We start from the raw sequence: 23,359 nt of genomic DNA, 5'->3' as shown, positions 1-23,359 counted from the left end.
ACATGAGCATCTTACCTTGGCAAGAGAGCGTTATCTTGATCGTCGATGATAACCAAAATAATTTGGCAGTGCTGTTTGATTTTTTGACGGAATCGGGGTTTAAAGTGTTGGTGGCAAGGACGGGAGAGAGCGCTATCAAAAAAGCTGAATACTCGCTGCCAGATTTGATATTGCTGGACGTATTAATGCCGGGAATTGATGGGTTTGAAACTTGCCGGCTTTTGAAGGCTGGCGATTTGACAAAGGAGATTCCGGTGATTTTCATGACAGCGCTGGATGAGACGGAAGATAAGGTAAAAGGATTTAATTTGGGAGCTGTTGATTACGTTACTAAGCCGATTCAAAATCAAGAAGTCTTAGCTCGGGCTAAAGCGCATTTGAGCATCCGCAAGCTGACTCAAAAACTTCAGGAGCAAAATGCCCAGATGCAGCGTGAAATTGTCGATCGCAAACAAGCTCAAATTAACCTGGAACAACTGGCTGCCGAGTTGGAAAAACGGGTAGAGTCGCGCACTGTGGAACTTTGTCAAACCAACGAGCGGCTACAGGAAGAGGTGAACCAGAGACAGCAAACACAGGAGAATTTACAGCAGTCCCTGCACAAGCTCCAGCACGCCCAGTCGTTGTTAATTCAGAGCGAAAAAATGTCTGCTTTGGGGCAAATGGTGGCGGGAATTGCTCACGAAATTAACAATCCGGTAAATTTTATCTGCGGCAATCTCAATTACGTTCGCGATTATACTGAAGATTTGCTCAAGGTACTCAATCTTTACCAGCAGCACTATCCCGAACCCGCAGCGGAAATAACATCAACAGCAGAAGCGGTAGAGATTGAATTCATCAAGGATGATTTGCTGAAAATGCTAGACTCGATGCGGCTAGGTGGCGATCGCATTCGGGATATAATTCTGTCTCTACGGTATTTTTCGCGACAAGAAGGGCGAGAAATGGAGCTGATTGATATTCATCAAGGTATTGACAGCACGCTGATGATTTTGCAAAATCGGCTGAAATTTAAGGCGAACCGTCCCGCGATTCAGGTGATTAAGGAGTACGATACCGATTTGAAAAATGTAGAGTGCTGCGGCGGGGAGATCAATCAGGTATTTATGAATATTTTAGCTAATGCCATCGATGCGATAGAAGAATCATGCGCTGAAAAAACTATGGAAGAAATTAAAATAAATCCCTACCAGATTCGGATTTGTACGAAAGTCCACAACCCGAACACGGCAATTATTAAAATTGCTGACAGCGGGCCGGGAATCAGTGAGGATTTGTGCGATCGTATTTTTGACCCGTTTTTTACAACAAAGCCTGTGGGAAAAGGTACGGGAATCGGCCTGTCAATTAGCTGGCACATTGTCACAGAAAAGCACGGTGGCAGTTTGCGCTGTTGTTCGACACCAGGCCAAGGAACCGAATTTGCGATCGAGCTTCCAATTCGACAAAAAGTGCGAGAAATGGCGACCTCCGGTTCCAAAATAGTAGACCGCTAATCATTGCCGTTGGGGCGCCCCAGAAGCCATAAAAAAAGCAGGTTTGTGAGCGAAAAAATCCGTCTAAGACTGTAAAAAATTAACGTATAAATCCGGCATTTAATGAGATACTCCCAAAAACAAAAAGCATCGCCCATTTGAAAGGGCGATGCTGTTTCCCAAATGGGTAATTCTATTCAGGAAAATCAGGGATTACCCATTTGGGAGGTTCCGTCCGTTTCCTTCTCACCGCTTCCTCTGCCATTTCTAGCATTTTGTCGAGAGAAGTATTTTCAATAAAGCTTGAAGTTGCTTCTGCGTATTCCCGCTTCGGGCACTTGTCGCCCAAAACGCAGCCGTTGACGCAAGCTACAGCACAATCGACAGTGTTCTCCACCATAACTTTTTTCCTTTCACGGTTCCAACAACTAGCAGGCAGATGCTCTGGGTGAATTTGTCAAGAGACTGCCCTCTATGTTCATTTTACTTTACAAACTGGCATCAAATGTCGATCGCCAGCGCAAAACTGTTATAAAATCAAAGCAACCTACCAAATTTGCCGATTATGAGCAATTTTCTGCGCCGCTTAAAACTTTTCCCCTGGCGAGAAATGCTGCAAATTGCCGCCCTCGTCAACTCCATCGTGATTGGACTGGAACTATTTTTAGCCTGGGGTTTCACGCAATCGCGGGTAATCCGCAACATTCTGACACTTCTCTACGGCTCCTCCCTCGGAATATTGATACCTTTTGTTACAGCCGTGGGAATGGGAGCTTTAGCAGTGTACTTTTTGGAGTATTGGCAGCAGCAATTTTTGCTCAACCGGACTAATTTGTGGGTTTTAGTTTTGTGCGTAATCTTGGGTTTGGTATTAAAGTCATTCCTGCCCATACCTGCTTTTTTAGCAAGTTTATCGGAAGCTGCACTAATAGGAATTACCGTGGGAGTTTTTTGGAAGGGTCGGCCTTATTGGTAATAGTCAGTTGACAGTTGACAGTTGACAGTTGACAGTTGACAGTGATTGTAGGGTGCTTCAGGGTTGAATGTCTTGAGTATAAATTAATATTTTTTGCCCTGACGCACCCTACGATTAGTTACTTTTTCACCCACATTGACAGTTTCAATCAACTATTTTGATGAAAAACCCGGTTTCTCGCCACCCGTGCATAAGTCCTACTTAGTTAAAGCAATACATTTCCTCTTCCCTCTTCCTTCTAATTAGGGCAGCCAAAAATCGGGAATAACAGCTTTAGTCAAACTGCGAGCAAACTGATTAATCTGTCTGCCGATTTGAATGTGCGGTTCGTCAGCCTCCACCGGAATAATTGTCGCTTTCTTGCCGATTCCGAAACGCGAAACTACGAAATTTGCCGCCTCCAAACCAGTAACATAAGCCTTTTCCTGCGACCAAGAACCGTGACGGGTCACAACCCAATCGCCGCTCATAAATACATTATCATAACTTGTGACCGCAGGCAACAAATACTGATAACTTCCCGGTGCAAAATGCGTCACCGCGCGCGATAAACGAATCGCGCTGCTGTCGATTACTTTAGCCTCCCGAAAAGCCGGAATACAAGTCGCCAAATCCCGCTGAACAAGAGCAACTATTTCCTCATCTTTCAGGGGAATTAATTGATTGGCATGATAAAAATCAGCTTCCACAACTGTTCCCGGTTCGGAGCGGAATTCGTCGTGCAAAGCATTCAAATCAAAAAACGTCCATCCCGTAGTCGAACTAAATCCAAAACAGGCATTTGAAGGCAGCGGAATCTCAATTTTTCTGTCAAACCACAGGCGAACAGCTAACACGTCAACAGCGCCCAAGTTCATCACGTCCCGAAACTCTTGGCGGGTTTGCAAAGCGGGGCTGCTGCTGATAATTTTTTGCATTCCGGTAACGCCAACTGCAAAAATAACTGCATCTGCATCGAAGGTTTCGTCGCCGCAGACAACTCCCTTGGCTTGATTGTTGCTGTCAACTATGACATCAGTAACTCGCCGTTTTGTCAATACTTTGGCGCCGATTTTTTCTAGGCGTTCTACCCAGGGACGAAAGATTTTTTCTCCGACAGTGCCGCGACACCAAACTACATCAAAATCTGCTTGGTGTGCTAAAATGAAATAATACAGCATTCCCAAAGCTGCGGCGGCTGAACACTGTTCTCCTGGTGCAAATAATCCTACTAATAACATCGGCTCAAAAGCATCGCGGTACAGCCTTGCAGATACGCCAAACTGTTTGAACAATTCGCGGGCTGTAACGCGATCGTACCGCTGCCAAGCTTCGTCGGAATTGTCGAAATCTAGTACGGCATAGAGTAAGGGTAAGGCTGAAAGGCGATCGACTAATGGCAGTCTTTTAAATCGCGTGTACAAGAATGTTCCTAACGGTGTGGGAAGTCTGGGTTCGTCCTGAAAAATGGGAGATTCAACTTCCAATCCGGCGGGGGAATACTGACAAGAACGAGTCCAAGGCGTGAAGGGATCGAGTCCTAATTCCTTGACTAATGAAAAGATGTTTTTGTAGGGATACCAGAAGCCGTGAATGCCTGCTTCTACGGAACGCCCGCCTGGGGTTTTCCACCCCGCAACTAAGCCTCCTGGCTGAGGCCCTGCTTCTAACAAAGTTACGTCATATCCTTGTTGGGCTAGGTGATAGGTGGCGCCTAAACCGGCCCATCCGGCACCGACTACGACTATTTTTGGGGTTGGCGATTCTGCTGACATTGCGTACCTCTTGATTCTTTATTTATGATGACATAATTGATAAAATAAAGCGAGATATAACCTTTCTCAGAAAGATGAGGTACTCATGGGAATTGGCCAAACAGGGCATTGGCCAAACAGGGCATTGGCCAAACAGGGCATTGGGCATTGGGGATACCTCACTTTTTTGAGAACCGCTATATAGCTTCACTAATTTAGATGAGGTCTGTCTGGTAATCGGGAATTGGTCGCGCTTGACTAAGCTCATTTTATAAGCGCCATATGAACTCGATTATCAGAAGGTTAGACGAGGTTTTTTTACCAGAAAGAATTGGTTGAAAGGCTCTCGCCGATCGGGAGAAATTAAAATCAGACTATTGATTACTCCAATCCTCTTCCTTCTAAATAGAGGTCGCTCTCAAACTGTCAACTATCAACTGTCAACTGTCAACTGTTGAAGGCGATAGCTGTTATATTAAAACGTTAAGGTAAGTTTTTACCAGAATTAAGATTAGAGTAAAATACACAAACAGAACGGGTTGTCAATATGCAATTGATTAATTATTTGACTGCTGTTTTTGGGGTAATTTGGCAGAATAGCATTTTTCACTGGGCGGCGCTAATTTTGCTGTGCGCGGCTGTTTGGGGCGAGTACACTTCTGTGAAGCAGTACCAGCGTTATGTGGGCGTCAAAAGCCGATCGACTTCTGAGGCTGTCACTTATTTGAGCTCGAAGTTAGAAAGCGGTACATCAGGGGCGATCGATCTACAGCAACCGGAAACAGCAACAGACTCTTGGAAACTTCTCCTCGACTGGTTTAGCGAGCACTTGGCGGGCGACACAATCGCAGACGGCGAGGCTTACAGGGCTCAGGTAAAATCCGGGCGGTTTCTCTTATTTCAGTATCCGGCCATTTTAGGGCGATCGGCACCTCGGAGTCAGTGGCGGTTTGTGCCCAGCGTCTTAGTAGCCCTCGGGGTTTTAGGTACATTTTACGGCATTCAAACCGGATTGCAGGATGTTAACTTGGGTTCGCTGGAAGATACCAAACAATTGCTACCCTCGATTAGCACGTTGCTGGAGGGGATGAAAACAGCGTTTTCCACTTCTCTAATGGGTTTGGGTTCTTCTAGCGTATTTACGATCGTGTTGGCTTGGGGCGATCGCGCGCGCGTTGCTAATCAATCCAATTTGCGCGCCAAATTAGATAAAATCGCGAAATTACAAACCCCCGAACAACTGTTTTCCCGCGCCAATTCCAGCGGTGGCGATGCTGAAAGTGCGATCGAATTGGCGATCGAGACAATGAGAACCGGATTTGCTCAAATCGTCGAGGCGCAAAGCAATGTGAACTCCCAGGCGATCGGACAGCAAATCGGTGTAGCAATGACCCCAGTTTTCCAAGACATCCGCCAAGAATTATCAGCACTTCAACAGATTAAATCAGACCAAGGGGAACAGATATTAAACAACCTACTTTCCGGCCTCCGCACCGAAGTAATTGAACCCGTAGTTGGGCGATTAGATCAAAGTGCCCAATTAACTCAAGAAGCATCCGAAGCTGTCAGAGAACTGAAGAACGAATTAGGCGGAATCTCTTCTAGTTTAGCACAATCAATCCTGACAATTCAAACTTTCCAGCAAGATACATTAGTACAGTTGCAAGAATTTGCCAACAACTTGCAGCAAATTTTAGGACAGTTTCAAACCGACACCCACAGCGTTTTGCAAGAAATGGCCACCGAAATACGATCGGGAGTTGGAGAAAGCATTGAAGGGATGAAAGCGCAAAGAACAGCCTTTCAAGAAAGCGCCCAAGAAGCCGCCAACACCTTTAGAGGAATCCAAGATAACTTGCAAGAATCTCTCCACACTCAAGCCGAACAAGAAAGAGAAATGCTGCAAGGTGTCGAAACCCGGATGACAAATATTTTAAATGCCACCCACTCCGCTTTTCAAACTCAGTCTGACACTCTAAAAGTAGTAGGTGACGAAGCTTCTGGATTGATGGATAAAGCCCGAGAAAATCTGGTAGGTAGCTTGCAGAATGTTGACTCAATGCTGCAAAACACCCGCGTCACAGTCCAGGAAGAATTAGACAACTTCAGAGTAACGTATCAAGCCTCTCTCCAGCAATTTTTTACCCAACAAAACAATTTATTAGAAGGAACATTAGGCAAACAGCAAAAAGGTTTAGCACAGGTTGTACTCGGCTTGCAGAAAGTTTTTCAAGAAGAATCAGAAAAACGCAAATTGATGTCGCAGCAAGTTGACCAAAGTATGAGCCAAATTTTGACAACAGCCGCAGAAGTCAGTCAGTTTGCTAATTCTGTAGGCTTGAATTCCAGCCAGCGTTTGGCACAGTTGCAGGAATTAGCAAAGATAACCGGACAAGAAGTGCTGCGGGTAGAAAGCGTTTATGAAAAAATGGCAAATCAGTTCAATACAGAAGGAGAAAGATTGCAAACTACCTATACAAATTTGGTGAATCAATTAAATGCAGCTTTGCAAGCAGAACAAGAACAAGTGCGGCGGGTAGAAAGTGCCTATCAAAACATGACAAATCAGTTCGATCGCGCGCTGGAGTTGGGCAACAATCAATTAGTTGGCTATTTGGAAAGAACTACTTCATCGCAGCACAAGTTTTTTGAAGAAGCAGATACTTCGATGGCGAAAGTGTGCAGTGGGTTGCAAGAAAGTTCCGACGGTTTGATGCAGGTTGCTCATTATTTGGTGGCTGCTGCTGATAATTTGGGAACAAAGAAACCCTAGGGTGGGTTTTACGATAACCGAGAAACACGCAGATATAAAGGTGTTCAAAAAGATAAGGTAAGTTGTTGGGCTTCAGCCCTCTTATCTAAAATAAAAGGTACGTTGTTGGGCTTCAGCCCTCTTATCTAAAAGGTACGTTGTTGGGCTTCAGCCCTCTTATCTAAAAGGTACGTTGTTGGGCTTCAGCCCTATACGCTTAAAGGTACGTTGTTGGGCTTCAGCCCTCTTAACTTAGTGGCTATATAAGCTGTCAGTCATACCTCACTTTTTTGATAACCCCTATAATAAACCCGCCCTCCATAGTTGCAATCGCTTGATATTCTGCAATCAAGCATCTTTCACCATCCAAACTAACAAGCTGAGAATATGCTCGACGGGGGGCAGCGGATAGTCGGTTAGGTCGATCGTTATTATCTGTCCCTCCAGCTTCAAAAACCGCCATTGCGTGCCGCTGGTAACGCAACCGTAGACAGCCCCAAGCAGTTGCTCTTTTGCCCGATTAAATTGTTCTACAGCCAGCATTTCTGCAATGCACTGTCCCAGCCCAGATTTCAAGTCAGATTTTTTTGCCTCAACCACAACAATTGCTGGAGCTTCCACCGTAAGTTGTTCGGGAGAGCGGCTAATGAGGAAATCACAAACTCCGTTAAGTCCAACACTCGGATCGACATTGAATTCTTCGCCAGAAAACACACTAATTTGACGGTTGAGAATTCGTCGCACTTCGAGCAATACAGGATTTATAATGACTTCAGAGCGAGCCTTTTCGGTGTCTACAGCGATCGCCCAAGGTACATCCTCTAAAATTGCCAATAACTTAGAACTAGGGGCGATCGGCTCAACAGAGTCCGGGAAAAATCTGCTTCCCTCAACAATCGTCAGGTGAAAATCTCGCTTCACCTTGTCAATACTAAACTGACTGTAGAGCATAATATTTTCTTGTTGTTTTATTCTAGAGTGTAATGTAAAATAGCAGAATATATCAAAAGTTCCACACCAATAATTATATGTCAAATATGACAGTAAAAAATCAAAATTAATACCTCACCAAAAAAATGAGAAATATATCAGATTTAGACAATGCACCGGAAATAGAAGAAGAGGAAGACTCCAGCGTACTGCTATCGATCGGCGATTTAATGTCCGGCTTGCTGATGTTGTTCGCCCTCCTGTTCATCACCGTGCAAATTCAACTTAGCGAAAAGGCGAAAATGCTCGATGAGAAAATCCTTCAGGTGGAAAAACTGCGGCAGGAATTGCAGCAATATCAAAAGGCTTTTGAAGGACTGCCGCAGATTATTGTCAATGCTTTAGAGGGAAAAGTTGGAGACAAAGATATTTTTACTGTTGACCCCGGAACCGGAGATGTCAGCATTCGCGATCGCATTTTGTTTGATAATAACAGTTCCGTCCTCAAACCCGAAGGTAAAAAGTTTTTGCAAGCCTTCATTCCCATCTATACCCAAGTGCTTTTTGCAAACAAACAGTTTGAAAAACAAATTTCTCGCGTTGTCATCGAAGGACATACCAGTTCCGCAGGTTCCGATTCCAAAAATCTGGAACTGAGTTTGCGTAGGGCTTTAGCTGTTTCTAATTATATGTTTTCCAATGAGGTTAATTTTCCTAAAAAAGCCGAATTGCAGCAAAAAGTATTAGTTTCTGGACGGGGAGAATTAGATGCGAATCCGACTCAAAATGCAGCGGGCGATCGCAAAGTCGTTTTCCGCTTCCAATTCCGCCGCGAAAACTTGAATGTTGACGTAAACCGCCAATTACCCTCGCCCGAAAGCAAAAGCCCGAATTCAGAATTTCACAGGTGGTACCCGCCACGTGATTTATCCGTGGAATCAATCCCAAATCGAAAATCGAAAATCCTCTCTTCCCCCGAATTTATCCGTGGGGTTAATCTAAAATCTAAAATCTAAAATCTAAAATCGATTGACCTGCGGATTTGATATAAAATGTGTGGAATTATTAGTCCTATACGCACGGGTAGCCAAACACCCTGATGAAATCGCTCTTTCCCAATCCAAAATCGAACAGCGAACATAGAAAACTGTATAACCTGTTGCTGCTATTATTTCCCGCCAGCGCATGGCTGAGCGTTTTCTTCGTTCTGCCGGTGCTAATTGTACTATTGTACAGTTTCTTAGAGCGCGGTACCTACGGCGGGATTACTTGGGTATTTACTCTCAGCAACTACCAGCGTTTGTTTAGCTGGGTTTTTTTAGGGGTAATTGGTCGATCGCTCTTTTTGGCTTTTTTGACAACCGCGGCTTGTTTGTTAGTCGGGTATCCCCTAGCATTTTTCATCGCCACCCGTCCTCCCCGCTGGCGAAATGCCTTGCTTTTGCTGATAATTATTCCATTTTGGACTAACTTTCTAGTGAGAACCTACGCCTGGATCATTCTGCTGCGGAGCGAAGGAGTAGTGAACATAGCCCTGCAAAACCTGCAAATAATTACCGAACCGTTAAACTTGCTGTTTACGCCTTTCGCTGTGGCGATCGGTCTGATTTACGGCTATTTACCTTTCATGGTTCTGCCTTTATATTCTAGCATAGAACGCTTCAATTTTTCATTAGTTGAAGCAGCTCAAGATTTAGGAGCAAATGATATTCGCACTTTTTGGCGCGTATTTTTACCGCTGACAACTCGCGGCATTGTTGCGGGTTCTATCCTCGTGTTTGTTCCCGCAGTCGGCGCTTTCATTACACCCGATATATTGGGCGGGTCGAAAACAATTATGGTGGGAAATTTGATTCAAAATCAGTTTATGAAATCCCGCGATTGGCCTTTTGGTTCGGCGCTTTCTATGCTGTTGACGGTAATAATATTAGTTCCTGTTTTAATTTACTTCCGCGTCTCCGACGAAACGGAATAAGTGGTGTGTACTGCGCGCCTTACATTTAGGTTAAGATGAGCTAATGACCAATGACTATTGACCAATGACTATTGACCAATGACTGCTGTTCGCGAGGACGCTCGCACTAATGACTATTGACTAATGACTAAAATAAAACTAGATTTATTTGTTCGGGCGATCGCCAAAAAGTGGCTTTGGGTACAAGCTGCACTAGCATTTGCCTTTCTCTACTTGCCAATTCTCATCTTAATTATTTACTCGTTTAACAGCTCCAAATTTAACGCAGTTTGGCGCGGTTTTACCCTCGATTGGTACGGCAGCTTGTTTAGCAATGCAGGCGCGACTCTTGCTACCAGCAGCAGTGCCGGAATTTTGCCAGCACTTAGCAATAGCTTGCTAATTGCAGCTATTTCGACAGCTTTAGCGACTATTTTCGGTACCATGCTCGCGCTAGCGCTTGAACGCTTTCATTTTCCGGGACGCAAAGCAGTAGAAGCTTTACTATTTTTGCCGATTATTATGCCCGAAATTACGATCGGCATTTCGCTGCTAGTTTTCTTTACCCTAGCATTTCGGATCGTAGAAAATCTCACCGGAATCCGCCTCAATCTCGGCTTACCCACAGTAATTATCGGTCACGTTGTCTTTAATATTTCATTCGTAACGATTACCGTCAGGGCGCGTTTGGCGGAACTCGATCCTCAATTAGAACAAGCAGCCTTTGACTTGGGTGCTAACGAATGGCGGACTTTTTGGCGGATTACTCTCCCTCTAATTTTGCCAGCTATTTTCAGCGCAGCACTGCTGGCTTTTACTTTGTCGCTGGACGATTTTGTCGTGACATTCTTTACCACCGGTGTCGGTTCGATGACGCTGCCGCTATTGGTTTACGGCATGATAAAATTTGCAGTGACGCCAGCAATTAATGCCATCTCAACTTTGATGTTGCTAGCTTCTTTATTGCTGGTTGTATCCTCGCTAAGAGTTAAAAAAAGTTGAAAAACTTGCTTTGTGTGTCATAATTAATTTTGCCTACAACTAACAAAACTCATGAAACGCCTGCTGACTTTCTTACTTTTGTTTGTGATGAGTGCAACGGTGGTTTTCGGATGCAGCCGCACAGGCAGCAACCAGCAAGTCCTCAGCATTTACAATTATGCAACTTATATCGCTCCCGAAGCGATCGCCCAATTCGAGAAAGAGAACAATGTAAAAATTCAATACGACACTTTCGAGAACAGCGACGCACTCTACGCCAAACTCAAACAGGGAAATCCCGGTTATGATGTCATATTTCCCGCCGATTACATGGTCAGAATCATGGCAGCCGAGAATATACTTGAACCGCTAGATCCTGCAAAAATTGTTAACAAAAATAATCTCGATTCAAAATGGCTAAACCAAACATTTGACCCTGGCAATAAATATTCATTGCCCTATCAGTGGGGAACAATGGGAATTGGCTACAACATCAAAGCAACCAAGGACGAGATTAACAGTTGGGGGGCGATGTTCGATCCTAAATATACTGGAAAAATAGCATGGCAAGATGATGCCCGATACACTTTTGCAGTGGTTTTAATGTATTTAGGATTTGACCCAAATACAACTAATCCCGAAGAAATTAACAAAGCCCGCGACTTGCTGATTAAAAATAAAAATATCATTGCTGCTTTTGTCCCCGACACGGGTCAAACTCTGCTCGATCAAGGAGAAGTCAACCTGACAATGGAATGGAGCGGCGATATTTTTCAGGTGATGAAAGAGAATCCAAATCTCCGCTACGCTATTCCCAAAGAAGGAACAATTGTCTTTTCTGACAACATGGCAATTCCCAAAGGTGCACCGCACAAAGAGTTAGCTGAGAAATTTATTAACTTTATTTTGCAGCCAGAAGTAGGTGCGACAATATCTAATTTTACCCACTATGGCTCGCCGAATAAAGCAGCAATAGACAAAGGTTTAATTGACCCGAAAGATTTGAAAAATCCCCAAATTTATCCACCGGCTGAAATTTTTGGTAAGATGAAATTCTTGCAGGATGTCGGGAAAGCAACCGCATTGTACGATCGAGCTTCGACGGAAGTTAAAGCAGGAGCAGGAAAGTAAGCATTGGTGTCAACTTAAGGTCAAACTTAACTGGTTCCAAGGAAGAGCATGGTAACGAGTAGAAAGCGAGTAACTAACTAACTGTAGGGTGCGTCAGGGGAAAAATTATTGAGTATCTCGTCACAATATTCAGCCCTGACGCACCCTACAATAACTACTACGATAGATAAGAATGCACGCCGTCGAAATTTTAGACATTTCCAAAGTATTTAAAAGTGCCAGCAGTCAAGATTTCTTGGCTGTAGACAATATCAACCTGCAAATTAAAGATCGCGAATTCTTTTCTTTGCTCGGCCCTTCCGGCTGCGGCAAAACTACAACTTTGCGAATGATTGCGGGTTTTGAAATGCCCACAGCGGGCGAAATTTACATTCACGGCCAACCGATGCGGCATCGCCCGCCATTTCACCGCCCCGTGAATACGGTATTTCAAAATTATGCTTTATTTCCGCACATGACAGTAGCACAAAATGCTGCATTTGGCTTAGAAATGGAGAATTTGCCTCCCCAAACAATTCACGATCGCGTGGTGGCAGCTTTAGCATTAGTACAGTTAACCGATGTAGAAAAACGCTATCCCCGCCAACTCTCAGGAGGGCAGCAGCAGCGAGTAGCGTTGGCGAGGGCGTTGGTTAAAGAGCCTTCTGTTTTGCTGTTGGATGAACCCTTAGGGGCCCTGGATTTGAAGTTGCGTAAAGAGATGCAATTAGAATTAAAAAAAATGCAGCGACAATTGGGAATTACGTTTATTTATGTAACTCACGATCAGGAAGAAGCGCTCACCATGTCGGACAGAATTGCTGTGATGGAGGGAGGAAAACTGCAACAAGTCGGGACGCCTGTTGAGATTTATGAATATCCTAAAACGCGGTTTGTGGCTGATTTTATTGGGGACAGCAATTTTTTGACCGGGCGAGTAGTAGAAAAGCAACAGGGTAAAATAATCGTGTTGGTTGATCAGCAGTTGCCCGTGTTAGTTGCAACATCAGAAGATTTGCCCGCTGGGAAAGTTGTTACCCTGGTGTTGCGGCCGGAAAAAGCCACTATTTATCCGGCTAATTATGATGCTGAGCATAGCTGGCCGGGAGTAGTTGAAGAGGCGATTTATATTGGCACTGACACGCGCTATACGGTGCGCCTGACTGCTAAAAGCTCGATCGCCCTTCGCCGACAAAACTTGCACAGAGATGACTTGCAGCGGCACAAAATTGGCGACAGCGTTCGAGTCGCCGTGCCGCCGGAAAGTATCTGTATTTTATAGCGACAGGAAGAAGGAAGACACGACACAGATTTGCACACGAATGCACGTATATTCTCAGTAACAGTGCGGTGCTCTTATGGGCATAGGGCATAGGGCATAGGGCATAGGGCATTGGACTGGAACCCGTGTACTTCACCACTACAGGCAATAACATCTTCTACGCTGGCGATCGCAAATCCATCAAAACCTTACTAATTGGATTGCCATTCTATTTCAGAGGTGCGTTACTCGCAGGCTAAATGGAACTTCTCCCTATGGGGGAAGTTCCGATTAACAAGAGTCAAAAAATCATCCATCGAAGATGTCGATTTAGTGAATCGGAGTTGAAAGCCTCCGCGCTTTTAGCCCGAAGGTAAAAACAAGAGAAAAACTCTTGTAGTTATGCACAACAAATTCCCAAACTAGCCAACTTTTAAGGTGGGGGAATTTCCGGCGAGGGGGAAGGCACCGGAATTTCCGGAGGAGTTGTTGATTCTGGCGACGGCGCGGGAATCTCCGCAGGACTCGATTCTGGGGAGGGCGAGGGACTCTCGGCACCGGGCGAGGGACTCTCGGCACCGGGCGAGGGACTCTCGGCACCGGGCGAGGGAATATCCGCAGGAGTTGGGGCGGTAGTTTCCGGCGGTGGCGGCAGTTGTTCGGGATCGGGGTTCTGGTTTTGGAGGCTCCGCACCCACAAACCTAAGCCCGCGAAGACTAGCATCAGCACCAACAGTCCCAGCAGCGGCCCCAAACGCTTCGGCTTCTGTTTTTCAACTGGTTCCGAGGCGGAGGCCGTTTCGGGGTACAGCAACTGTTTCGACGATTCAGAAAGTTGAGATTCTGGCATCCTCCCCGTTTTTTGGAGGGATACCGAGCCTGACACCGAGGGTGACATGGGTAGCGACACCGAGGGTGACATGGGTAGCGATATCGACGGCGACGCCGACGGTGCCGACGCCGTATCGAACAGTACGACTCTCTCCGGTGACATCCGACAGTAAGTCACCACTACAGAGGTGTTGTCGTAACCATTTTTCTCGTTGGCGAGGCGAACCCAAGACTGAGCAGCGGCTTCCAAGGACATTTTGCCCTCAAGTACCTCTGGGCCGTAATTCTGCCAAGATTGCTCTACCCAGTCGTTATCGCTCAAACCGTCGGAACACAGCAGCAGCAAGCCTTCCTCTTCGACAATAAATCGTTGAATCGTCGGGCGCAGAAAATCGCCGTCCCGCGTCCCCAAAGCTTGAGTGAGGGCTCCGGCATCCGATCGCAATTGAGTCTCCCAGTATAAACTGTGTCCTAGGTGCACTTCCCTAGACGCTACATCGTCGTCCACAGTTAGCCGCTGACAGTAATTGTTGCCAATCCAATAGGCGCGGCTGTCTCCAACATTGACCAAATAAAGTTCGTGACTGTTATTCGCGGGTACATCCTGAGAAACTTTCACTTTTTGAGGCAACTGGAGGGCCATCACCAAAGTGGTTCCCATGCGCTCCCGCAACTCTTTTCCTTGCTCGTTATTTTGAGCGGAAATCACATTATTCACAACTTTCACTATTTCTTCGAGTTGTTTGATGACCATTGCTGGCGCCATCAACTCTTCTTGTTCGGCGATTTCGGCGAGCAAATTTTGGATTAAAGCTTTCAGCGATTGCACGGCTAACTGACTGGCAACTTCTCCTCCTTCGTGGCCTCCAACCCCGTCGCAAACCATTGTCAAGTAAGGAATTAGTTTGTCATTTCCGGCACTTTTTATCGATTGAAAATCAGCAGCAGTCGGATAGCAACTATCTTCATTTTGGGAGCGCTGCGGCCCGGTATCGGTGATGCCGACTACTTCTAAATGCAGGGGCAATTTAGCAGCTTGTTCTAATAGTAAATCGTTAAGTTCCAGGGCGATCGCATCTAAGTTCATGCTGCTGCGGCGCATAAACAGACAAATCTCTCCGAGTTTCGACTGTACCTCAGGCTGCGCCGAGTCCACCAAACCAGACCACACATCTCCCAAATCCTTCAGCGTCGGTACAAAATTACCTCGATGCAGTTCCACCAGACGCACCCGCCAACCTTCCACGCGCAAATTTTCCGGTACCAGCAAACTCGCAGCGACTCCTTGTTCGGAAAGCGGCGCCCACAGTTGGAGCATTTGCCACAGCCAGTAAACTTGGCGCGTGGCACTTGTCTGAGCCCAAGCTTGTAGAATAGAAGGATACAGGCTACCGAAATTATTGACCGGCACATTTTCCAACAACAGCACCTCTGTGGCTTCTGCTGCTTCCCCGAGCGAACAAAAGCCGTATACTTCGGGCGTATGCAGCCGCTGGGGATACAAATGCAGGTAAGGCATAATTCTATCCGGCAGTTGTTCGGGGACGCTAGGAGGAATAGACGGACGGCTGTCGAGCCAGATTTGGGGTGCAATGACAAAATATCGATCGGCGATTATCTTACCCGCCGGCACTTCCTCGACTGTGGGGCCCACCGCCCACAAATAGCGATAAATTAAATCGGTTTCGCAAGCTGCACACTTCTGGCTGCCAAAGCTATTGCCGGGATCGGAACAGCTCAGATTCGGGCAATAAATCGGTTCGGAGAAACTACTGATCATATCGAAATAGTTTGTGTAAAAACATTCTGAAGATATATGATTGCCACGCTCAAATTCAGGAACTTGAGAATAAACTGATTTTAGCCCCTATCAATTTCTTAACTGCCTTTGGGGCACGAGAAATTGTAGTTGCTGCCGGTGGACACCGGCTAAAATTGTAATTTAAGTTACTAAAATCTGACTTTGAGTACAATGGAAGCCTCAACCTGGTACCGCGATGTGAACAATCGCGATCGGGCTAGCAAGTCATAAAGCCTTGCAGAGTCAGTCGTTGGCAATTCTTAAATCTCAAATTTCAAATCTAAGATATTTCATAGTATCACCAATTCTTTTTATGTTCTGGACTCCCACGCTCCTTTGGTTGCTAGTTGGGGCTTTGCTCTGTTTGGCAGAGCTATTTCTCCCCACTGCTTTTGTTGCTTTTATCCTGGGACTGAGTGCCTTCGCCGTCGCTGGATGCTCTCTAGTTTTACCTTACGTTAATTTACAAATATTCCTGTGGATGGTATTTTCGACAGTTTTTGTGCTGCTGTCCCGGCGATTGATACCAAAAGGCAAGGCATGGGCGATCGCAGATTCTGACGAAGCTAAAACTTTAACAGAAATTCTCCCAGGAGAATCGGGGCGAGTGATTTATGAGGGGAATTCTTGGCAAGCTCGCTGCGAAGACACTTCTACCGCTATCCCCCCCAACCAAAACGTGATAGTCGTCGGCAGGAAAGGCACTACTCTGATAGTTTTACCAGAACATTTGCTGCATTCTTAAAAAAGATGTGGAATTGGGAATTAGAAATTGGTAGTTGGGCATAGGGCATAGGGCATTGGGCATTGGGCATTGGGCATTGGGCATTGGGCATTGGGCATTGGGAATTGGGCATTGGGCATTGGGAATTGGCACTAACAAATAACCAATAACAAATAACCAATAACAAATAACCAACAGTCAATATTTAACAGTCAAGATTTATAGGAGGCGACCGTGGAACAATTGTTTTTACTCGTATTTTTAGCACTGGGCGGCTCAGCGATCGCAGGTTCCGTCAAGATTATCAATCAGGGAAATGAAGCGCTGGTGGAAACTTTAGGAAAATACAGCGGCAAGAAACTCGAACCTGGTTTGAATTTTGTCACACCGTTTCTCGATCGCGTCGTTTACGAACAAACAATTAGGGAAAAAGTCTTAGACATTCCGCCGCAAGCTTGTATTACGCGCGACAACGTTTCCTTCACTGTAGATGCTGTAGTTTACTGGCGGATTGTGGACTTGGAAAAAGCCTGTTACAAAGTAGAAAATCTCCAGTCAGCAATGGTAAATATGGTGCTGACTCAAATTCGCGCGGAAATGGGTCAACTGGATCTAGAGCAAACTTTTACGGCTCGTTCTCAAATTAATGAAATCTTGCTCAGAGATTTAGATATTGTGACCGATCCTTGGGGAGTGAAAGTAACGCGGGTGGAATTGCGCGATATTATCCCTTCTAAAACTGTACAGGAATCGATGGAATTGCAGATGGCAGCCGATCGCCGAAAACGAGCGGCAATTCTGACATCCGAGGGCGAACGCGAGTCAGCAGTTAACAGCGCCAAAGGTAAAGCCGAAGCGCAGGTTTTGGATGCGGAAGCGCGGCAAAAAGCGACTATTTTGGAGGCGGAAGCTCAACAAAAGGCGATCGTGCTGAGAGCGCAAGCAGAACGCCAAAGTCAGGTTTTGAAAGCTCAAGCTACTTCTGAGGCTTTACAAATTATCGGTAAAACTCTACAAAATGACCCCAAGTCCCGCGAAGCTTTACAGTTTTTGTTAGCTCAAAACTATCTGGATATGGGATTAAAAATTGGCAGCAGCGATAGCAGCAAGGTGATGTTTATGGATCCGCGCAGTATCCCGGCTACGATGGAAGGATTGCGATCGATTGTTGGGGAAGGTAATAGTAATGAGGTGAAAAAATAGAAAGAAAGAGACGGCGATTGAAATCGCTTCTACACAAACGATGTCCGCCTCCGCGGACTAAGAATTAATTCAACCCGCGGAGGCGGGTTTCGTCTTTATAGCAGCGATTTCAATCGCCGAGTAAGTATCTTCTTCCTTCTTCCTTCTTCCTTCTTCCTTCTTCCTTCTTCCCTAAGATTCTTGAGCGAGAGTACATCGATCGCACAATCCAAAAAATTCCAAAGTATGATAATAAATTTTGAAAGAATGAGATTGTTGTAATTGGCTTTCTAGGTGGTGTACGGGGCATTCGTCGATCGTAATAGACGCACCGCATTCGAGACAAGTAAGGTGATGTTGGTCTTGGTGAGCGGCACCGTAGAGAGATTCGCCACTAGCAAGCGTTCTGACTTGCACGAAGCCCTCCCGCTTTAAACCGTCGAGGGAGCGGTAAACTGTTGCTAAGCCCATGCTGTGGTCGCTGTTACGCAGTTCTAGGTAGATATCTTGCGCTGAGAGCGATCGATTCAAGTGCTTGAGCAAGTGTAAAATACGCTCCTGACTGCGGGTGCGGTTGGTTCTCATAATTTTTTTGTCTAATCGGCTGGAATCAAATCTATCGCTGTTTCTAGGCTAGCTTAATTCGGGGCAGCAAAGGGCGATCGGCTTCCCGCCCGCGTTGTAGAATGAGGTGGCCGTAAATTTCGCATCACCTACACATTGCTGTGACTCAAAAATATTTTGCCCAAATCTATGTTACCCTCCGCCCTTCGGTTTTAGACCCGGCCGGTACTGCCGTACAGTCTGGTTTGCAACACATGGGATACGACAATGTTGAGCGCGTGCGGATCGGGAAGTACGTTGAATTGACGCTGACTGCTGCGGATGAGTCGGAGGCGCGCGAACAACTCGATCGCGTTTGCGACCAACTTTTGGCCAATCCAGTGATTGAAAACTATCGCGTTGAGTTGACTGAAATTCCTGTTGCTGTCGAGACAGCAGGGGTATAAAAATGAAATTTGGAGTTATTGTTTTTCCGGGTTCAAATTGCGATCGCGATGTGGTGTGGGTAACTCAAGGGTTGCTGCACCAACCGACGCGGATGATTTGGCACGAAGATACCGATATTTCGGATATTGACATCATTGTAGTTCCCGGTGGTTTCAGTTACGGAGATTATTTGCGGTGTGGCGCGATCGCCCGTTTTTCTCCAGCGATGCAAGCGACTGCCGAACACGCGAAACAAGGAAAGCTTGTACTCGGCATCTGCAATGGTTTTCAGGTGCTGACTGAAGCTGGTTTGCTCCCCGGTGCTCTGGTGCGGAATGCGGGATTGCATTTTATTTGCGATCGCGCTTCCTTGAAAGTCGAACGCGGTAATACGCCGTGGACTTCGGCTTATACTTCGGGTGAAATCATCGATTTGCCGATCGCCCACGGGGAGGGCAATTATTATGCTGATGCGGATACTTTGGCAGAGTTAGAAGAACACGATCAAGTGTTGTTTCGCTACTGTACAAGTACCGGAGAAATTAGCGCTGCTGGTAATCCGAATGGTTCGTTAAATAATATTGCGGGCATTTGTAATCGCCAGGGCAATGTGTTAGGAATGATGCCACATCCTGAGAGGGCATCCGATCCAATGTTGGGCGAAACTGATGGAGTAAAATTGTTTCAAGGGTTGCTGATGGCAACAGTTGCTGCTGTTTTATAGTTGATATTTGCAATATTCTTGTAGGGGCGGGTTCACCGATCGTAATCGCCCCAACTCGACTATCTCAAAAACCCGCCCCAACCCAACGAACAATCATCACCAACATTTAAAATTCAATGCAAATTTGAGGTTAATTTGGGTTATTGGTGGGGTGCGGGCGGGTTTATTTAGATTGTTTGTTGTCGTTAGATATTGTTGGCGAACCCGCACCTACAAGATTTTATGTTCTATAATAACAAATCAATGGGATTTGATATTCTTCATAAATATTTTTTATGTCCTTAGTTAATTTAGCCAACACCAAAGCTCGGCTACTCGGCTGTAGCGCCGTATACCTCGTCGGCCAGTCTCTCTCCACCGCCCTCAGCACCTCCGGCCCCGCAGCAACTATGGCAGCAGGTATACTCGGCGGCCCGACAGGAGTGTTGGCGGCTAGTGTTTTAGCAACTATTGTTACTGGTGTTGTCGGTAATATCACGGCGGGCGAATGCGGTAACAAGTTGGCGCAGCGAATCGGAAAAAATGCGGATATTCTTAAAAATGGCGATTTGACTGCGGCGGCTGGAGAAGCTATCAGCCGTCTGCTTCAAAAGAGTATTCCTGAATCTGAGGAATTTAAGGTGATTGCTGAACGAAATCATCTGCGTCATGCTAAGGCTGATTTTCAACACTTAGCTAAGAAAACAGTCGCTTACTGGGAGACAATTGATGCCAAAACCGATGGTAATACAACTCCTTTGAATTTTTCTGATTCGCAACTTGCCAAGATTTTTTCACCGGTTCCGAATCAATTTGTGGAAGTTACCGGATTGTCGGTGCAAGATTGGCAAGATTTTTTGACGGTTTTTGCGGCGAAGGAAAACAAAACTTTGCATCCTGAATTGATTGGATATGCGGCGGCGCAACTGCACCAGTTTTTCCCGAAGGCGTTTTGCGAAGTGCTGAAACAAGATGCGGAGACTGGCGGCAGACAATTTGCGGGAATGCAGTTGATTTTGCATCGGGAAGCTTTGGCCCAATTACAAAGTTTGGGGCTGCAAAATGGCGAAATTTTGCAAAAATTGCAGGCTTTGGCGACGCGGGAGCAAATTTGCCAAGTGATGGCGAAATTGGAAGTTATCGAAACTGTCCGGGATGAGTTGGCAGAAGTTCGGGCATTGTTGGAAAGATATATCGATCCTACTGCGCCGAGTTTGCCGATTCCTGTTAAGTCTGAGACGATTATTCAGGACAGAATTAAAGACTTTACCGGTCGAAAATTTGTGTTTCAAGCAATTAATGAGTTTCTGAAGACAAAGCAAAAAGGCTATTTTGTGTTGGAGGCGGAACCGGGTGTTGGGAAAAGCGCGATTATGGCGGCCTGTGTGGTGATGTTGAAGCGCCGCTGCATTACTCATTTCAACTCGCAACCGGACGGGATTGTCAGCGCTGAAACTTTTCTGAAAAATGCTTGCACTCAGTTGATTGAAGGTTTTGGTCTTAAAGATAAGTATCCGCGACTGCCGGAAAATGCCATAAAAAACAATACCTTTCTATGCGAGTTGCTGAAGGAAGTTAGCGATAAGTCTAGCAGGGACAAAAAAATAATTTTTGTGGTGGATGCGCTGGATGAAGTTGATTGGAAGGCTCAAATTAGGAACAGTAATGTTTCGTATTTGCCTAATGATTTGCCGGATAACGTCTATTTTATTGTCTCGAAGCGGCCGGAATTTCTGACAATGCCGACAGCTAACAAGACGGTTTTTGATTTGATGAAATACAGTGCTGAAAGTCTGGAAGATGTCAAGGCTTATCTGGCAAAACGCACAGAGAGAAGCGAGTTAATTCAGGATTGGATTAAGAGTCGAAATTTGCAGCGGGAACAGTTTGTGACGGCGGTAGCCCAAAAAAGCGAAAAGAAATTTATCTACCTCCGCCACGTACTTGATGAGATTGAAGGCGGCACGTACAATGATGTGAATTTAAACGATTTGCCAGCGGGTTTGGAGGAATATTATCAAAAACACTGGGGACAGATGATGGGACGGGAAGACGATCCTCTGCTGGAGATGAAGGTGAGGATTATCTATTTCCTGTCGCAAGCAGAGGAAGCAGTTTCTTGTCGCTGGTTGGCTATATCTGCCCGCGAGCAAAATGTTACGAAAGTACAGCAGGTACTCGGAAAATGGGATTCGTTTTTGCGAAAGGAGAAGGTAGGGAAGGAAACTCGATACACTATCTATCACAATAGTTTTCGGCAGTTTCTGGAAGCGGATGAAACTGTGCAGTCGGCGGGAATAACACTGGATGATATTAACGATGACATTAGCGATAATGCTACAGGAGGAGCGCCTCTATGAGCGATTTAGGTGTGTGGTTGGCGCAGAAGTGTCAGGAAGATCGAGATTTGCTGTTGAAATACCAACCGAAGAGATTTGCGAAACGGGGGAAGGTTGACCGTTATTGCGCTTGGTTGACTGATTTTGGGTTTATTGAGGCGAAGTTGGATTTTTTGGGGGTGCAAGCGCTGATTGATGATTACGATTTGGCGAGAGTTTCTGATGTGTTGTTGTCGCCGGAACAAACGCAAACGCTGAAGTTGATTCAAGGGGCAATTCGGAAGTCGGCTCACGTTTTGGACAGGGATAAAACGCAATTGGCTGGGCAATTGTGGGGGAGGTTGTTGGATTTTGAAATGCCTGAGATTCAAAGGTTGTTGGAACAGGCGCGGCAGTCGAAAGAGAGTGTTTGGTTGCGGCCTTTGAAGGCTAATTTAGAGCGGGCAAATGAAGGGGCATTGCGGACGCTTGTCGGTCATACTATGGAGGTACTAGCAGTGGCGATCGCACGCGACGGCAAAACCGCTATTTCCGCATCTGGCGATCAAACCTTGAAAATCTGGGACATTGAGAGTGGCACGGTACTCAAAACACTCATCGGTCATGCTTCAGAGGTAAATGCGGTGACAATCGCACCAGACGGAAAAACAGCGATTTCCGCTTCAGATGATGAAACCCTGAAAATCTGGGACATCGAGAGCGGCATCGAACTCAAAACTCTCACCGATCATACTGGCGGGGTACAAGCAGTGGCGATCGCACCCGACGGAAAAACAGCGATTTCCGCTTTCTTGGATAAAACCCTAAAAATCTGGGACACCGAGACAGGTCAGGAACTGAAAACTCTCACCGGTCATAGTCGCTGGGTACAAGCAGTGGCGATCGCACCAGACGGAAAAACAGCGATTTCCGCATCTTCGGATAATACCCTAAAAATCTGGGACACCGAGACAGGCCGGGAACTGAAAACTCTCACCGGTCATAGTAGCTGGGTACAAGCAGTGGCGATCGCACCAGACGGAAAAACAGCGATTTCCGCTTCAGATGATGAAACCTTGAAAATCTGGGACACCGAGACAGGCCGGGAACTGAAAACTCTCACCGGTCATCGTGAGTCGGTAAAAGCAGTGGCGATCGCACCAGACGGAAAAACAGCGATTTCCGCTTCATGGGATGAAACCCTGAAAATCTGGGACACCGAGACAGGCCAGGAACTTAAAACTCTCACCGGTCATAGTAGCTGGGTACTAGCAGTGGCGATCCCACCCGACGGAAAAACCGCGATTTCCGCTTCAGATGATAAAACCCTGAAAATCTGGGACACCGAGACAGGCCGGGAACTGAAAACTCTCACAAGTCATAGTTCCGGGGTACAAGCAGTGGCGATCGCACCAGACGGCAAAACAGCGATTTCCGCTTCCAGGGATGAAACCCTAAAAATCTGGGACACCGAGACAGGCCAGGAACTTAAAACTCTCACCGGTCATAGTGGCTGGGTACAAGCAGTGGCGATCGCACCAGACTGCAAAACAGCGATTTCCGCTTCAGATGATAAAACCCTGAAAATCTGGGACACCGAGACAGGCCGGGAACTGAAAACTCTCACCGGTCATA

The 23,359-nt window shown here is 46.1% G+C and carries 19 protein-coding genes; 14 read left to right on the top strand and 5 right to left on the bottom strand.

Annotated features, from left to right (window positions below; genetic code table 11):
* The first annotated feature begins 2 nt into the window (after positions 1-2).
* Positions 3-1,499: a response regulator gene (locus JGK36_RS20750; protein WP_293192360.1), complete on the top strand. Its 1,497-nt coding sequence runs from the start codon at positions 3-5 to the stop codon at positions 1,497-1,499.
* A gap of 172 nt (positions 1,500-1,671) precedes the next feature.
* Here JGK36_RS20750 and JGK36_RS20745 read toward each other — a convergent pair whose 3' ends face one another.
* Positions 1,672-1,878 carry a hypothetical protein gene (locus JGK36_RS20745; protein ID WP_293143836.1) on the bottom strand — a complete coding sequence of 69 codons (207 nt, stop codon included), beginning with the start codon at positions 1,876-1,878 and terminating at the stop codon, positions 1,672-1,674.
* 165 nt (positions 1,879-2,043) lie between these two features.
* Here JGK36_RS20745 and JGK36_RS20740 point away from each other — a divergent pair, with 165 nt between their 5' ends.
* Positions 2,044-2,454, top strand: coding sequence for a peptide chain release factor 1 (locus tag JGK36_RS20740; protein ID WP_293178309.1), 411 nt, complete (start codon positions 2,044-2,046; stop codon positions 2,452-2,454).
* A gap of 242 nt (positions 2,455-2,696) precedes the next feature.
* Here JGK36_RS20740 and JGK36_RS20735 read toward each other — a convergent pair whose 3' ends face one another.
* Positions 2,697-4,208, bottom strand: a complete 1,512-nt coding sequence (locus JGK36_RS20735; RefSeq protein ID WP_293197879.1) for an FAD-dependent oxidoreductase — start codon at positions 4,206-4,208, stop codon at positions 2,697-2,699.
* 526 nt (positions 4,209-4,734) lie between these two features.
* On the opposite strand from JGK36_RS20735, the gene JGK36_RS20730 reads away from it, so the two are divergent.
* Positions 4,735-6,960, top strand: a complete 2,226-nt coding sequence (locus tag JGK36_RS20730; protein WP_293197882.1) for a hypothetical protein — start codon at positions 4,735-4,737, stop codon at positions 6,958-6,960.
* Positions 6,961-7,287: 327 nt separating this feature from the next.
* Here JGK36_RS20730 and JGK36_RS20725 read toward each other — a convergent pair whose 3' ends face one another.
* Positions 7,288-7,890, bottom strand: a complete 603-nt coding sequence (locus JGK36_RS20725; protein WP_293178300.1) for a hypothetical protein — start codon at positions 7,888-7,890, stop codon at positions 7,288-7,290.
* Positions 7,891-8,015: 125 nt separating this feature from the next.
* Here JGK36_RS20725 and JGK36_RS20720 point away from each other — a divergent pair, with 125 nt between their 5' ends.
* The 5 genes from JGK36_RS20720 to JGK36_RS20700 all read left to right on the top strand — a co-directional run bounded on the left by JGK36_RS20720 (position 8,016) and on the right by JGK36_RS20700 (position 13,196).
* A complete protein-coding gene (locus JGK36_RS20720) occupies positions 8,016-8,885 on the top strand; it encodes an OmpA family protein (RefSeq protein ID WP_293201088.1) in 870 nt (289 codons plus the stop codon).
* An 83-nt stretch (positions 8,886-8,968) separates the two neighbouring features.
* Positions 8,969-9,844, top strand: a complete 876-nt coding sequence (locus tag JGK36_RS20715) for an ABC transporter permease (RefSeq protein WP_293197885.1) — start codon at positions 8,969-8,971, stop codon at positions 9,842-9,844.
* A 123-nt stretch (positions 9,845-9,967) separates the two neighbouring features.
* Positions 9,968-10,825, top strand: a complete 858-nt coding sequence (locus tag JGK36_RS20710; protein WP_293197888.1) for an ABC transporter permease — start codon at positions 9,968-9,970, stop codon at positions 10,823-10,825.
* 51 nt (positions 10,826-10,876) lie between these two features.
* On the top strand, positions 10,877-11,935 hold the full coding sequence (locus JGK36_RS20705) for a spermidine/putrescine ABC transporter substrate-binding protein (RefSeq protein WP_293178288.1): 1,059 nt from the start codon (positions 10,877-10,879) through the stop codon (positions 11,933-11,935).
* 172 nt (positions 11,936-12,107) lie between these two features.
* The gene (locus JGK36_RS20700) at positions 12,108-13,196 is read left to right on the top strand and encodes an ABC transporter ATP-binding protein (RefSeq protein WP_293178285.1); all 1,089 of its coding nucleotides are present in this window, start codon (positions 12,108-12,110) and stop codon (positions 13,194-13,196) included.
* A 412-nt stretch (positions 13,197-13,608) separates the two neighbouring features.
* Here JGK36_RS20700 and JGK36_RS20695 read toward each other — a convergent pair whose 3' ends face one another.
* Complete coding sequence (locus tag JGK36_RS20695) at positions 13,609-15,786, bottom strand: protein phosphatase 2C domain-containing protein (protein ID WP_293178282.1); 2,178 nt, start codon at positions 15,784-15,786, stop codon at positions 13,609-13,611.
* 334 nt (positions 15,787-16,120) lie between these two features.
* On the opposite strand from JGK36_RS20695, the gene JGK36_RS20690 reads away from it, so the two are divergent.
* A complete protein-coding gene (locus JGK36_RS20690) occupies positions 16,121-16,552 on the top strand; it encodes an NfeD family protein (RefSeq protein WP_293178279.1) in 432 nt (143 codons plus the stop codon).
* 213 nt (positions 16,553-16,765) lie between these two features.
* Positions 16,766-17,734, top strand: a complete 969-nt coding sequence (locus tag JGK36_RS20685; protein WP_293178273.1) for an SPFH domain-containing protein — start codon at positions 16,766-16,768, stop codon at positions 17,732-17,734.
* 171 nt (positions 17,735-17,905) lie between these two features.
* Here the strand turns inward: JGK36_RS20685 and JGK36_RS20680 are convergent, their stop codons facing one another.
* A complete protein-coding gene (locus JGK36_RS20680) occupies positions 17,906-18,298 on the bottom strand; it encodes a Fur family transcriptional regulator (protein WP_293143880.1) in 393 nt (130 codons plus the stop codon).
* Positions 18,299-18,438: 140 nt separating this feature from the next.
* On the opposite strand from JGK36_RS20680, the gene purS reads away from it, so the two are divergent.
* From purS to JGK36_RS20660, 4 genes are all read left to right on the top strand, one after another.
* On the top strand, positions 18,439-18,723 hold the full coding sequence (gene purS, locus JGK36_RS20675; protein WP_293178270.1) for a phosphoribosylformylglycinamidine synthase subunit PurS: 285 nt from the start codon (positions 18,439-18,441) through the stop codon (positions 18,721-18,723).
* A gap of 2 nt (positions 18,724-18,725) precedes the next feature.
* Entirely contained in the window at positions 18,726-19,427 is a 702-nt protein-coding gene (gene purQ, locus JGK36_RS20670) for a phosphoribosylformylglycinamidine synthase subunit PurQ (protein WP_293178265.1), read from the top strand.
* A 275-nt stretch (positions 19,428-19,702) separates the two neighbouring features.
* Positions 19,703-21,766, top strand: coding sequence for an ATP-binding protein (locus JGK36_RS20665; RefSeq protein WP_293197891.1), 2,064 nt, complete (start codon positions 19,703-19,705; stop codon positions 21,764-21,766).
* On the top strand, positions 21,763-23,359 hold a 1,597-nt coding region (locus JGK36_RS20660; RefSeq protein ID WP_293197893.1), incomplete at its 3' end, for a WD40 repeat domain-containing protein. The genes JGK36_RS20665 and JGK36_RS20660, both read left to right, overlap by 4 nt.

The organism is Microcoleus sp. PH2017_35_SFW_U_B, assembly GCF_020737865.1.
Lineage (GTDB): Bacteria > Cyanobacteriota > Cyanobacteriia > Cyanobacteriales > Microcoleaceae > Microcoleus.
This window is presented reverse-complemented; position numbering and strand designations above follow the sequence as displayed.